Below are 13,810 nucleotides of genomic sequence, written 5' to 3'. Positions count from 1 at the left end.
AAGTAATGTATAAAATAACAGACAAAAGATATCTTACCTCCAATATATACTTAATGGATATAGAAGCACCTAGGGTTGCAAAATCAGCAAAACCAGGTCAATTTATAATCATAAGAAATGATAAAAAAGGAGAAAGAATTCCATTAACCATTGCAGATTATGATAGGGATAAAGGTACTATAACTATTGTGTTTCAAACTGTAGGTGCTGCCACAAGGGAATTGGCACAATATGAAATAGGAGATTATGTAGAGGATTTTGCAGGGCCTTTAGGGCAACCAAGTGAGTTAATATATGAAGCTGTTGATAATCTTAAAGGAAAGAATATTTTATTTGTTGCTGGAGGTGTAGGAGCAGCTCCGGTATATCCGCAAGTTAAGTGGCTTTATGAGCAAGGGATAAAAGCAGATGTGATTATTGGAGCTAGAACTAAAGATCTTATTATTTTAGAAGAAGAAATGAAAAAGGTTGCAGGAAACCTTTATGTATCCACTGATGATGGAAGTTATGGCTTTAATGGTCGAGTTACAGATATGCTAAATTATTTGGTGAATAATCAAAATAAAAAATATGATCATTCCATAGTAATTGGGCCAATGATTATGATGAAGTTTATGGCCAAGCTTACTAAGGAGTTAAATATTAAGACTACAGTAAGCTTAAACCCAATAATGGTGGATGGGACAGGTATGTGTGGAGCTTGCAGAGTAACTGTTGGAGGCAAAGTAAAATTTGCTTGTGTTGATGGACCAGAATTTGATGGGCATTTAGTGGATTTTGATGAATCTATGAGAAGACAAACTTTATATAAGACAGAAGAAGGAAGAGCGCTTTTAAGAATGGAAGAAGGAATTATTCATAAGCATGGCGGCTGTGGTTGTGGAGGTGGAAATTAATGGCGATGTCAGATAGAATGAAAAGAGTGGCAGTTAATGAACAAGAACCGGGAAAAAGAGCTAAAAATTTTATGGAAGTATGCTTGGGATATGATAATGAGAGAGCTGTTAAAGAAGCATTGAGATGCCTTCATTGTAAAAATCCTCAATGTATAGAAGGATGTCCTGTATCAATAAATATACCGGAATTTATAAATTATATTAAGGATAATGATATTGAAGGAGCAGCTAAAGAAATTGCTAAATATAGTTCTCTTCCTGCTGTCTGTGGAAGAGTATGTCCTCAAGAAAGTCAATGTGAAGGAAAATGTGTATTAGGAATTAAAGGGGAACCATTGGCCATAGGAAAGCTAGAAAAGTATGCAGCAGATTGGGCTAGGGAAAATTATGTTGATGTATCTTTTAAAGAAGAGTCAAATAATATAAAGGTAGCTATAATTGGATCTGGGCCTGCAGGGCTTACTTGTGCTGGTGATTTAGCTAAAAAAGGGTATGATGTTACCATATTTGAAGCGCTTCACGAACCAGGTGGAGTGCTTGTATATGGAATTCCAGAATTTAGACTTCCTAAGGAAGAAGTTGTTAAGGCTGAAATTGATAATATCAGAAAATTAGGTGTTAATATAGAAACAAATGTTATTGTAGGTAGGACAATAACTATTGATGAAATAATGAATGAAGAGGGATTTAAGGCTGTATTTATCGGTTCAGGTGCAGGACTGCCAAAATTTATGGGTATACCTGGAGAAAGTGCCAATGGAGTATTTTCTGCCAATGAATTTTTAACGAGAGTAAATTTAATGAAAGCTTTTAGAGAGGATTATGATACTCCTGTGAAAATTGGTAAAAGGGTTGCAATAGTAGGTGGTGGAAATGTTGCCATGGATGCAGCAAGGACAGCGTTAAGATTAGGAGCTGAATCACATATAGTCTATAGAAGAAGTGAGTCAGAACTTCCAGCAAGAAAAGAAGAAGTACATCATGCAAAGGAAGAAGGAGTAATTTTTCATATACTTACTAACCCGGTAGAAATATTAAGTGATGAAAACGGATGGGTAAAGGGAATAAAATGTGTAAAGATGGTTCTAGGAGAAGCAGATGATTCAGGAAGAAGAAGACCTATACCCATTGAAGGTTCAGAGTTTGTTATTGAAGTAGATACAGTGATAATGTCTCTTGGAACATCACCAAACCCACTTATTGCTTCTACGACTGATGGATTAGAAATTAATAAGTGGAAATGTCTTGTTGCTGACGAAGAAACAGGTCTCACTACTAAAGAAGGAGTTTATGCAGGTGGAGATGCTGTTACAGGTGCAGCTACAGTTATACTGGCTATGGGTGCAGGTAAAAAGGCAGCAAAAGCCATAGACAAATACCTACAAGAAAAAATAACTAAATAATTGACAAGCTACCGTTAAATCAATAGAATTATAATATAGCCCCAAAGGTTCTTTGGGGTTTTTATCATACATATGAGATTAAAGAAGGTGAGAAAATGAAGAATTTGAAAAGAACAATTCTTATTTTTTATTTTCAATTGAAGAAAAACGAGTGAAAATTTTATATCTTACCAAAATAGTATCTATGTATGCTAAAGGCTATTATAATGTAAAAATTAAGCTTATTACTGATGAAGAAGCTTTTAAAATACTAAAAGTGGAAAGTTTTAACAGTTTAATGAGAAGGAAACAGTTAGATATATGAATGAATATAAATATTTAAATTTAAAGAATAAAAATATTCTAGAGTTTAAAATAGATGATAACTCTATAGAAAAAGAAATATATTTAAATGAAGAAAATATATCAGGAAAGAATTTAAGAGAAATACCAGTATTTAATGAAATAGCTGCAGGAAATCCTATTGAAATAAATGATGAAAAGCAGGAAAACTTCTATTTACCTAAAGAATGGGTAGATAGAAATAATGATAATTTCATACTACAAATAAAAGGGGGTTAAAAATGATAACTGAGCATATGAGAGCTTTAATAAAAAACGGAGCTACAATAAGAGCTATGTTTGAAGAAGGAAAGGAACTATCTAGAAAGTATGGCAAGGAAAATGTTTATGATTTTAGTCTTGGAAATCCTAATGTAGAGACACCAGAAGAAATAAAGAATATTATAGGTGAAATTATCTCTGATGAAAATTCATTAAGTCTTCATGGATATATGAGTAATTCAGGATATGAGGATGTAAGAAAAACAATTGCAAGTGATATAAATAGAAAATATCATTTGTCTCTTGATGAAAGCAGTATAGTAATGACTTGTGGTGCTGCAGGAGGGCTTAATATAATATTAAAGAGCATTTTAGAAGATGATGATGAAGTTATATTATTTGCACCTTTTTTTGGTGAATATAGTAATTACATCAAAAACTTTAATGGTAAGGAAGTTGTTGTTGATACAGATGAAAGGACATTTTTTCCTAATATTGAAAGCTTAAAAAGAAGTATCACTAAAAGAACAAAGGCTGTAATTATAAATTCACCAAATAATCCTACAGGAGTAATTTATAGTGGTAAGGTGATACAAGACATATGTTCTGTACTAAAAGAAAAGGAGCTAGAATACCATAAGGAGATTTATCTAATTGCTGATGAACCTTATAGAGAACTTGTCTATGATGATATAGATGTGCCTTATATATTAAATTATTATGATAATTCATTTGTATGTTATTCTTATAGTAAGTCTCTCTCATTACCAGGAGAAAGAATAGGGTATGTAGTAATAAATGACAAGATGATGAATTTTAAAGAAGTGACGGTGGCTTTAAGTATTGCTAATAGAATTTTAGGATTTGTTAATGCACCATCATTATTTCAAAAGGTAGTTAAAAGATCTTTAAATTTAGAAGTTGATATAAATATTTATAAAAAGAATAGAGATTTAATTTATAGTCATTTAACAAGTCTAGGGATAGAGTGTGAAAAGCCTAAAGGGGCATTTTATTTATTTCCTAAATGTCCAATAGAAAATGATAAGAAGTTTTGTGAAGAAGCAAAGAAATTTAATATATTATTAGTGCCAGGATCAGTATTTAAAAAAGAAGGATATTTTAGATTAGCTTATTGTGTATCTTATGAAACAATAGTAAATTCATTGCCAGCCTTTAGTAAACTTATTGAGCAATATAGATAATTAATATTCTTTAGAATAGTGATCTAATATAATGTATGGGTACATTTTGCTGCTAGCTAAATTATATGTTATATTTTTCATATAATAATTTTGGCAGGTGAGGAAAATGATAAAAGATATAAAAAAAGTTGTTGCAATACACGATATCTCAGGTCTTGGTAGATGCTCTCTTACTGCGGTTATACCAATATTATCTGTATTAGGAGTGCAACCTTGTCCTTTTCCAACAGCAATACTATCATGTCAAACAGGTTATTCAAATTTTTCGTTTTTGGATCTTACGGAAGAAATGATTAACTATAAAAATAGCTGGGATGAAATGGGGTTTGCTTTTGATGGGGTATATAGTGGATTTTTAGGCTCTGAAAAGCAAATTGATATAGTGAAGGAACTTATAGTGAGTCAAAATATCTCCTTTGTATTAATAGATCCTGTAATGGGAGATAATGGGACTATTTATAAGACTTACACAGAAGCTATGTGCAGTAAAATGAAAGAACTTGTATCACTAGCAACTGTAACTACACCTAATATTACTGAAGCATGTATTCTTTTAGGTAAGCAATATAAAAATGGAGAATATTCTTTAGAGGAAATTGAAGAAATAGCTAAAGGAATAGGTGTTTTAGGCCCTAAAAAAGTTGTCATTACAGGTATTATAAAAGGAAGTGAAATAATAAATTTTGCTTATGATATGGATGAAGATAAGAAGTATATTATAGTTAATAATCATTCAGATAGATCATTTGGAGGAACTGGTGATATATTTGCCTCAATAATATGTGGTATGCTGATGAGAGGAAAAGATTTTGAAGAGGCTGTTAAGAAAGCTTCGGAGTTTGTCTATAAAGCAATAAGCTATTCTGACACAAAAAAAATTGATGTGAAAAATGGTGTTGTATTTGAACCAATTTTAAAGGAGTTGTTTATATGATTAATGGGCATAGCAAAGTAAAAGCATTAGCAATATCAGCTCTTTTAGCAGCTATCATATGCATTACAACTACATCTTTTCATATTCCTGTAGGAGTCAATGGAGGATATGTACATGTGGGAGATGCATTTATATATATGGCAGCATCTATACTACCATTACCTTATGCCATGATGGCGTCAGCTATAGGAGCAGGACTTGCAGATTTGATTAGTGGAGCAGCTGTATGGGTAATACCAACAATTATTATTAAGCCGATATTAGTATTGTTTTTCACAAGGAAAAAAGAAAATATATTATGTAAGAGAAATATTTTAGCAGTTTTTTTAGCAGGTTTTACAGGTGTAATATTGTATTGCTTAGCTGAGTATATAATGTATGGTAATTTTCTAGCTGCTTTTTATATGAGTTTTATTACATTAGTCCAACCTGTGGGAAGTGGATTAGTGTTTGTTATGGCAGCTTTGGCACTAGATAAAGTGAAATTTAAAAGCAAGGTTTTTTTGAAAGAAGTATAAAGGGGGTGAAAAAATGATGAATATATTATATACAATAGGAGATAGCTTATATATAAATATAACTAACAAATGCCCGTGTAGTTGTAATTTTTGTATTAGAAAAGAAATGGATGGACTTAAAGGCAGTGGAAGTCTTTGGCTTGATAGGGATCCTTCTGTTAGTGAAGTTGTAGATGAGCTTAAGAAACAGGAGCTTAATTCATATAAAGAAGTAGTTTTTTGTGGTTATGGAGAGCCGTTAGTTAGGATACATGAAGTGGTGGAAGTAGCTAGATACATTAAGTCAGTATCAAATGTGAAAGTAAGAATAAATACAACTGGTATTTCTGATTTAATCCATAAGGAGAATAATACAGCAAGATTGCTTGTTGGATGTATTGATGCAGTTTCAATAAGTCTAAATGCACCAACAGCAGATGAATATGTGAAAGTAACAAGACCAAAGTTTGGTGCAGAAGCCTTTTATGCTATGATTAAGTTTTCCAAGTATGTCAAAGAAAATATTGGTGATGTAGCTTTTTCAGTTGTTAATGTCATAAGTGATGAACAAATTGAAAGATGTAAGAGCTTAGCTGATGAAATGGGGATTCCTTTAAGAGTGAGAGAAAAAGAAGAATAATAGAATTAAAAAAGAGCTATGAATAAAAATACTTGCTTTTGGGTAAAGTTTTAATAGGGGGAAAGGTTGCAAATAATAACCCCTTGTAATTGTTAGTAAAGTGTGATAATATGTTAAAGGAAGTAATTTACTAATAGCTAAAAGATATAGAGTAGGGGTAAACACCTGCTCTTTCTATTTTAACGCAACTACTTTTCTAGTTGCGTTTTTATGTACCTATGTTTAAATTACGAAAAAACTGAATATTGAAAAGGAGGGTAAAAAATGAAAGTTAATGCCTTAGTGGAACAAATAGCTGAAATAGTTAAGCCAATAGCTGAAGAGCTTAGCTATGGTATTTATCACATTGAATATGTGAAAGAAAGCGGAGAATATTATTTAAGAATATATATAGAAAAAGATGGAGGCGTTTCATTAAATGATTGTGAAGCACTTTCAAGAAGAGTAAGTGATGTATTAGATGAGAAGGATCCTATTACAGATGCATATTTCTTAGAAGTTTCATCTCCTGGATTAAACAGAACATTATTTACCAACGAACATTATACAAGATTTATAGGAAGTGAAGTCTTAGTAAAACTTGCTAAAGCTGTTGAAGGAACTAAGACAATAAAAGGAATACTTAAGGAAAATAATGAGAGTTCAATAACAATTGAAGGAGCAGAAGAAATAAATATTCCAAAAGATAAAATTAAGTCCGTAAACTTAGAAGGGGAAATATAACAAGGAGGGGAAATATAAATGAATCAAGAATTTATAGGTGCTCTTAAAGAGATAGTTAAAGATAAAGGGATTAGTGAAGATTTATTATTTGAAACAATTGAAGATGCATTAGTAGCAGCATACAAGAAAAATTATGCTGGGCCAACTTCTTCAGCTCAAAATGTAAAGGTAACAATTGATAGGGAAACAGGAGAAATCCATGTATATTCTCAAAAAATAGTTGTAGAAGAAGTATTTGATGATGTAACTGAAATTGGACTTGAAGAAGCACAATCTATAAGACCAATCTACGATTTAGATGATGTAGTTGATTTCGAAGTAACACCAAAGAATTTTGGAAGAGTTGCAGCTCAACTTGCTAAAGGTGTTGTAACACAAAGGATAAGAGAAGCAGAAAGAAGTATCATATACAACGAATACAAAGAATTAGAATATGACATCATCGTTGGAACAGTTTTAAGACAAGATAAAGGTATGGTATTTGTTAATATTGGTAAGTTGGAAACTGTAATCGGACCAAACGAACAAATTCCTGGAGAAGAATATAGATTTAACGAAAAGGTAAAATTATATGTAGTTGAAGTTAAAAATACTTCAAAGGGTGCACAAGTTGTTGTATCAAGAACTCATCCAGGATTAGTTAAGAGACTATTTGAACTAGAAGTTCCAGAAATATATGAAGGTGTTGTTGAAATAAAGAGCATTTCAAGAGAAGCTGGTTCAAGAAGTAAGATTGCAGTAGTATCTCATGATGAAAATGTTGATCCAATGGGAGCTTGTGTTGGTCCTAAGGGTGTTCGTGTACAAAATATAGTAGATGAGTTAAAAGGTGAAAAAATCGACATAATCAAATGGAGTAAAGATCCAGCTGAATTTTTAGCAAGCGCATTAAGCCCAGCAAAAGTATTAAGCGTTACAGTGGATGAAGAAACTAAATCTGCTAAAGTTATCGTTGATGACAACCAACTTTCACTTGCTATAGGTAAAGAAGGACAAAATGTAAGATTAGCTGCAAAACTTACTAACTGGAAAATCGACATTAAGAGTAAATCACAAGCAGAGGCATTAGAAAACTAAAGGAGGATTTACTATGAAAGTAAAGAAGATACCTTTAAGAATGTGCACTGGATGCATGGAAATGAAGCCTAAGAAAGAGCTTATAAGAGTAGTTAAAACTCCAGAAGGAGAAGTAACAGTGGATCTTACAGGTAAGAAATCTGGAAGAGGGGCATATATTTGTAGAAATATAGAATGTCTTGAAAAAGCCTTTAAAGCTAAAAGGCTAAGTAGAAATCTCGATATAGCCATTGATGAAGAAATCTATAACAGATTAAGGAATGAGATATTAAATGGATAAATTTTTTAATTTTTTAGGATTAGCTAAAAGAGCTGGGAATATAGTTGAAGGCTATAGCAGATGCGATGAACAAAGAAATAAGAAAGATTTTTTCTTAATTATAATATCTGATGATGCTTCAAATAGCACCAGAAAGAAATTTAAAAACCATTGCATAGCAAAGAATATAAGATTAATAGAAGATTTTTCAAAAGAAGAATTAGGTTTTGCTATTGGAAGAGAAGAAGTTAAAATTTTAGCAATAACTGACAAGAATATGGCTGAAAAGTTAATGTTTTTATACAGAGAGAATTCAGGAACAAATTAACCGGGGGTGATTTTATTGTCAAAAATCAGAGTATATGAATTGGCAAAAGAGTTAAATGTAAGTTCAAAAGACTTAATAACTTTATTAATGGAAGAGTTTGGTGTAGAGGTAAAAAATCATATGAGTGTCATAGAAGATGAAGATGCTGCACTAATTCAAGAACTTATAGGTGAAAATGGAATACCACAAGAAAAGAAATCTATAGTGGATGAATATGAAGATCAATTAGCTGAAGAAGTTAATAAAGGTGTAAGAAAGAAAAAGAAAACTAAGAAAGAAATTGAGCGTGAAGAAATCGAAAGAAATGCAGAAGCAGCATGTGGAGTAGTTGAAATAGGTGATACTATTACAGTTAAAGAGTTATGCGAAAAGCTTGGAAAACCAACAGCAGATGTTATTAAGAACTTAATATTCTTAGGTGTAATGGCTGGAGTTAACCAAGAAATCGATTTTGCTACAGCAGAAAAGCTTTGTGAAAAATATGAAGTTATAGCTGAAAGAAAAGAAGAAGAAACAGAACTTGAAGCATTTGAAGAAGATACAGATGTAGTAGAAGAAAACTTAGAAAAGAGACCGCCTATAGTAACAATAATGGGTCACGTTGACCACGGTAAAACTTCATTATTAGATGCTATAAGAAAAGCTAAAGTTACTGATACAGAAGCAGGTGGAATCACTCAGCATATAGGTGCTTACACAGTTACTTTAAATGGTGAAAAGATAACATTCTTAGATACACCAGGACACGAAGCTTTCACTGCCATGAGAGCTAGAGGAGCACAAGTAACAGATATCGTTATTTTAGTTGTTGCTGCTGATGATGGTATAATGCCACAAACTAAAGAAGCTATAAGTCACTGTAAAGCAGCTAATGTTCCAATGATAGTTGCAATAAATAAGATTGATAGACCAGGAGCAAATGTTGATAGAGTTAAACAAGAATTAACTGAACATGGTTTAGTAGCAGAAGACTGGGGCGGAGATACAATTTGTGTACCAGTTTCAGCAAAAACTGGTGAAAACTTAGATTCATTACTTGAAATGATTCTTTTAACAGCAGAAATGCAAGAATTAACTGCAGATCCTAATAGAAAATCTAAGGGAACAGTTATTGAAGCTAAGTTAGATAAAGGTAGAGGTGCTGTTGCATCACTATTAATTCAAAATGGTACACTACATGTAGGAGACTCTATTTTAGTTGGATCTACATATGGAAGAATAAGAGCTATGTTTGATGATATGGGTAAAAAGATTAAATCAGCAGGTCCATCTATACCAGTAGAAGTTTTAGGTCTTTCAGAAGTTCCAGCAGCTGGGGACAGATTTGTAGTTGTTAAAGATGAAAAGACTGCAAGAAATATGGCTGAAATCAGAAAAGATAAAATCAAAACTGAAAGCCATCAAGCATCACATAGAGTATCACTTGAAGATTTATATAGCCAAATCCAAGAAGGGAAGGTTAAAGAATTAAGCATTATTGTTAAAGCTGATGTTCAAGGTTCAGTGGAAGCAATAAGACAATCTTTAGAGAAACTTTCAACAGATGATGTTAAGGTTAGGGTTATCCATGGTGCAGTAGGTGCTATAACAGAAACAGATATAACTTTAGCAGCAGCATCAAATGCATTAATGATTGGATTCAATGTTAGACCTGATTCAAATGCAGTAGCTATGGCAGAAAAAGATGGAGTGGATATCAAAACATATAGAATCATCTATGATGCAATTGAAGATGTTAAGTCTGCTATGATTGGTATGCTTGATCCTGAGTACAAAGAAGTTATAAATGGTAAAGCGGAAGTAAGAATGACTTACAAAATATCTAACGTAGGTACTATTGCAGGATGTTACGTAACAGATGGTAAAATAGTAAGAAACTCTGAAGTAAGAGTAATAAGAGATGGAATAGTTATCTTTGAATCTGTCTTAGCTTCATTAAAGAGATTTAAAGATGATGCTAAAGAAGTTAATAAAGGATACGAATGTGGCTTAAGTGTTGAAAGATTCAATGATCTTAAAGAGGGAGATATAATCGAATCATTTACAATGGAAGCTGTAAAAAGAAAAGAGCTTTAAGAGGTGATTTAAATGGCTAACTATAGAGGCGGAAGAATAAACGAAGAAGTCAGAAGAGAAGTTAGTAATATAATCCAAAATGAAATCAAAGATCCAAGACTTACTGCAATGGTTTCTGTAACAGCAGTAAAAGTTACTAAGGATCTAAGATATGCAAAGGTATTTGTAAGTATATTTGGAAAAGATGAAGAAGAAAAGAATAATACTTTCACTGCATTAAAAAATGCAAGTGGATATATAAGAAAAGAAATTGGCATAAGAATTAATTTAAGACATAATCCTCAAATAATTTTTGAATTAGATGACTCAATAAGCTATGGAATGCATATTGAAGAACTTATTCATAAGGTTAATAAGGGTAAATAATTGTCAATTAAAACAATTAAAGATATTTTATTAAGTGCAAAGAAGATAGGCATTACCTACCATGTATCACCAGATGGTGATGCAGTAGGTAGTGTTCTTGCACTTTATAATGGATTAAAATACTTAAATAAAGATTGCTATGTACTTTCTAAGGAGGCACTATCAGAAAATTTAAGATTTCTTTTAGGTGCTGAAGATGTAACTGGTGAAGTGTATGAACCAATAGATGATACAGATGTAGTTATAGTCTTAGATTGTGGTAATTATGAAAGAATATGTGCCAATTTAGAAAATTATAATAAAGTATTATTAAATGTAGACCATCATTTATCAAATGATATGTATGGTAATGAAAATTACGTAGATATAGATGCTGCAGCTACAGCAGAAATAGTTTATGAATTACTGTTGGAGCTAGGATTTGTTTTTAAAGAAGATGATGAAATAAGTAAAGAAATAGGAACATGTTTATATACATCGTTAGTAACAGATACAGGAGCTTTTAGACATTCTAATGTTACATATAGAACTTTAGAAATTGCTGCTAAACTGAAGAGAATTGGTGTAAATAATACATTTATTTATCAAAGTCTTTTTGATAATAAGGATTTTAATAGAGTGAGATTTGTAGGCAAAGTTCTTACAAATATGCAGCTTGTTTGTGATGATAAAGTTGCCTTAATAGAACTACCTAAAGATGCTGGAAAAGAGTTTGGTATAGAAGTAGGAGATACTTCAGATATTATATCTTATGGATTGCAGATAAAAGGTGTAGAAGTAACTTTATTAGTAAAAGAAGCTGATGATAAGATTAAAGCTAGTCTTAGATCAAAAAATGATGTTGATGTAAGAAAGATTGCTGAATACTTCGGTGGAGGTGGACATACTAAGGCCGCAGGTTTAGCTATAAAATATTCAACGTTAGAAGAAGCTAGAGATAAAATATTAAGCAAAATAGAGGAAGAGTTATAAGATATGAATGGAGTTATAAATATCTTTAAACCTAAAGGAATGACATCTTTTGATGTTGTTAGAGAAGTAAAAAAAGTTTGTTCCACTGGAAAGGTTGGTCATACAGGAACCCTTGATCCAGAAGCTACAGGTGTTTTGCCAGTATGTATTGGAAGAGCAACAAAGATAATAGACTATATCATGGATTCAAGAAAAGTATATGAAGTAGAGTTTAAGCTTGGAATTAAGACTACAACATATGACGATGAAGGTGAGATTCTTGAAACTCGTGAAACCAAGCATTTAACTGATGATGAAATACTTCAGGCAATAAAGGGATTTTTAGGTGAATATTCTCAAGTGCCACCTATGTATTCAGCACTTAAACAAAATGGTGTTAGACTATATACTTTAGCAAGACAAGGAATTGAAGTTAAAAGAGAAGGACGAAATATAACTATTTATAATATTGAAAATATAAAAATAGATAATCCTTTTGTTTCAATGAAGGTTACATGCTCTAAGGGAACTTATGTAAGAAGTCTTTGCTATGATATAGGGGAAAAGCTTGGAGTTTATGCAACAATGACAGAGCTTAATAGAGCTGAAACATCAGTTTTTAAGCAGGAAGATTCAATTAATATTAAGAATCTTACTAGTGAAAACTATTCAGAGCACTTAATTTCCATAGAAGAAGCATTAAATCATTATGAGAGAATTAATATAAATCATAAGTATGCAAAGCTTTTAGTAAATGGAGTGAGAGTTGGAGACACTAGATATACAAATGATAAAGTTGAAAATGAAAAATTATACCGTGTATATGATGGAGAAAAATTCTTAGGTCTTGGAAGCAAAAATAATGAAGGATTTAAGATTACTAAACTATTAATAACTTAGGAGAAAAATAATGTTAGTGTTAGAAGATGCTATTTTAAAGAAAGAAAATAGGAAAAACTTTGTAGCCTTAGGCAGTTTTGATGGATTGCATAAAGGGCATTTATCTCTAATACGTAAGATAAAGCAGCTGGCTGAAGAAGGTAAAGGACAATCAATTGTTTATACTTTTAAAAATCATCCTAGAAAATTTATTAATATAAATAGTACATTGAATTTACTTATGACTAATGAAGAAAAGATATCTATTTTAGAAAAAGAGGGGATAGATATCTTAGCCTTTAAGAAATTTGATAAAGAGACTATGAAAATGAGCCCAGAAGACTTTATTAAAAATATTTGTGAAAACTTTAATATCAAGGGTATTGTAGTAGGATTTAATTTTAAGTTTGGTTATAAAAATGCTGGCGATATTAAGTTGTTAAATGAACTTAAATCTAAATATCATTTTGATTTATATGTTATGGAGCCTTGTATATATAATGACTCAGTAGTAAGTTCAACTAGAATTAGGGAAGCTATAATTGATGGTAATATGGAAGAAGCTTTTAATATGCTTGCACGACCATATTCTCTTGAAGGGAAGGTAATTCATGGCAAGAAGCTTGGAAGAACAATAGGATTTCCAACGGCAAATTTAGAAATAGACAAAAGCAAATGTATTCCTGCAAAAGGTGTATATTATACCAATGTATCTATTAAAGGAAAAATTTTTAAAGGAATTACTTCTGTAGGGCATAATCCTACAGTAAATGGGAAAGAATTAACTATAGAGACTTATATTCTTGATTTTAATGAAGACATATATGGGCAGAATATAACTTTATATTTTATTAATAAGATTAGAGAAGAAATAAAATTTAATGGCTTAGAAGAACTGGTAAATCAATTAAATGTAGATAAAAGTTATGCTGAAAAAAATGGAATTATTATTTAATATTGATTTTATTTTGTACTAAACGACAAAATTACTATTAAAATAAAATTTGTTTACAATATTAAATTAGTCTGATAT

17 protein-coding genes are annotated in these 13,810 nt (G+C 31.4%); all 17 read left to right on the top strand.

Features of this window, described 5'->3' with window-relative positions; all coding sequences use genetic code 11:
- Positions 1–5: 5 nt before the first annotated feature.
- The 17 genes from BHW04_RS08055 (at position 6) to BHW04_RS07975 (ending at position 13,732) form a co-directional block, all read left to right on the top strand.
- Positions 6–896, top strand: coding sequence for a sulfide/dihydroorotate dehydrogenase-like FAD/NAD-binding protein (locus tag BHW04_RS08055; RefSeq protein WP_302631412.1), 891 nt, complete (start codon positions 6–8; stop codon positions 894–896).
- Entirely contained in the window at positions 896–2,299 is a 1,404-nt protein-coding gene (gene gltA / locus BHW04_RS08050; protein ID WP_302699356.1) for an NADPH-dependent glutamate synthase, read from the top strand. Before BHW04_RS08055 ends, gltA begins: the two co-directional genes overlap by 1 nt.
- Before the next feature lie 151 nt (positions 2,300–2,450).
- Positions 2,451–2,603: a hypothetical protein gene (locus BHW04_RS08045; RefSeq protein WP_186835278.1), complete on the top strand. Its 153-nt coding sequence runs from the start codon at positions 2,451–2,453 to the stop codon at positions 2,601–2,603.
- A complete protein-coding gene (locus tag BHW04_RS08040; protein ID WP_186835277.1) occupies positions 2,600–2,860 on the top strand; it encodes a LexA family protein in 261 nt (86 codons plus the stop codon). The genes BHW04_RS08045 and BHW04_RS08040 overlap by 4 nt, the downstream gene beginning before the upstream one ends.
- 2 nt (positions 2,861–2,862) lie before the next feature.
- Entirely contained in the window at positions 2,863–4,047 is a 1,185-nt protein-coding gene (locus BHW04_RS08035; RefSeq protein WP_302699355.1) for a pyridoxal phosphate-dependent aminotransferase, read from the top strand.
- Between the two features lie 106 nt (positions 4,048–4,153).
- Positions 4,154–4,981 carry a pyridoxamine kinase gene (locus tag BHW04_RS08030; RefSeq protein ID WP_302699354.1) on the top strand — a complete coding sequence of 276 codons (828 nt, stop codon included), beginning with the start codon at positions 4,154–4,156 and terminating at the stop codon, positions 4,979–4,981.
- A complete protein-coding gene (locus BHW04_RS08025) occupies positions 4,978–5,499 on the top strand; it encodes a TIGR04002 family protein (RefSeq protein ID WP_022212370.1) in 522 nt (173 codons plus the stop codon). Before BHW04_RS08030 ends, BHW04_RS08025 begins: the two co-directional genes overlap by 4 nt.
- 13 nt (positions 5,500–5,512) lie before the next feature.
- A complete protein-coding gene (locus BHW04_RS08020) occupies positions 5,513–6,118 on the top strand; it encodes a TIGR04100 family radical SAM protein (RefSeq protein ID WP_368072956.1) in 606 nt (201 codons plus the stop codon).
- Between the two features lie 264 nt (positions 6,119–6,382).
- Positions 6,383–6,841, top strand: a complete 459-nt coding sequence (gene rimP / locus BHW04_RS08015; protein ID WP_302699353.1) for a ribosome maturation factor RimP — start codon at positions 6,383–6,385, stop codon at positions 6,839–6,841.
- 18 nt (positions 6,842–6,859) lie between these two features.
- A complete protein-coding gene (gene nusA, locus BHW04_RS08010) occupies positions 6,860–7,918 on the top strand; it encodes a transcription termination factor NusA (protein WP_302699352.1) in 1,059 nt (352 codons plus the stop codon).
- A 13-nt stretch (positions 7,919–7,931) separates the two neighbouring features.
- Complete coding sequence (gene rnpM / locus BHW04_RS08005) at positions 7,932–8,198, top strand: RNase P modulator RnpM (protein WP_022168184.1); 267 nt, start codon at positions 7,932–7,934, stop codon at positions 8,196–8,198.
- The gene (locus tag BHW04_RS08000; protein ID WP_302699351.1) at positions 8,191–8,505 is read left to right on the top strand and encodes a ribosomal L7Ae/L30e/S12e/Gadd45 family protein; all 315 of its coding nucleotides are present in this window, start codon (positions 8,191–8,193) and stop codon (positions 8,503–8,505) included. Before rnpM ends, BHW04_RS08000 begins: the two co-directional genes overlap by 8 nt.
- Positions 8,506–8,520: 15 nt before the next feature.
- Positions 8,521–10,581, top strand: coding sequence for a translation initiation factor IF-2 (gene infB / locus BHW04_RS07995; RefSeq protein ID WP_186835274.1), 2,061 nt, complete (start codon positions 8,521–8,523; stop codon positions 10,579–10,581).
- Positions 10,582–10,593: 12 nt separating this feature from the next.
- The gene (gene rbfA / locus BHW04_RS07990; RefSeq protein ID WP_022212376.1) at positions 10,594–10,947 is read left to right on the top strand and encodes a 30S ribosome-binding factor RbfA; all 354 of its coding nucleotides are present in this window, start codon (positions 10,594–10,596) and stop codon (positions 10,945–10,947) included.
- Positions 10,948–11,919, top strand: coding sequence for a DHH family phosphoesterase (locus tag BHW04_RS07985; RefSeq protein ID WP_186835273.1), 972 nt, complete (start codon positions 10,948–10,950; stop codon positions 11,917–11,919).
- Positions 11,920–11,922: 3 nt separating this feature from the next.
- Positions 11,923–12,798, top strand: coding sequence for a tRNA pseudouridine(55) synthase TruB (truB, locus tag BHW04_RS07980; RefSeq protein ID WP_302699350.1), 876 nt, complete (start codon positions 11,923–11,925; stop codon positions 12,796–12,798).
- Positions 12,799–12,808: 10 nt separating this feature from the next.
- On the top strand, positions 12,809–13,732 hold the full coding sequence (locus tag BHW04_RS07975) for a bifunctional riboflavin kinase/FAD synthetase (RefSeq protein ID WP_302699349.1): 924 nt from the start codon (positions 12,809–12,811) through the stop codon (positions 13,730–13,732).
- The last annotated feature ends 78 nt before the right edge of the window (positions 13,733–13,810 follow it).

This window comes from Clostridium sp. 29_15 (assembly GCF_001916075.1).
Lineage (GTDB): Bacteria > Bacillota > Clostridia > Clostridiales > Clostridiaceae > Clostridium > Clostridium lentum.
The sequence above is the reverse complement of the archived record's forward strand: the minus strand, read 5'-3'. Positions and strand labels throughout refer to the sequence as shown.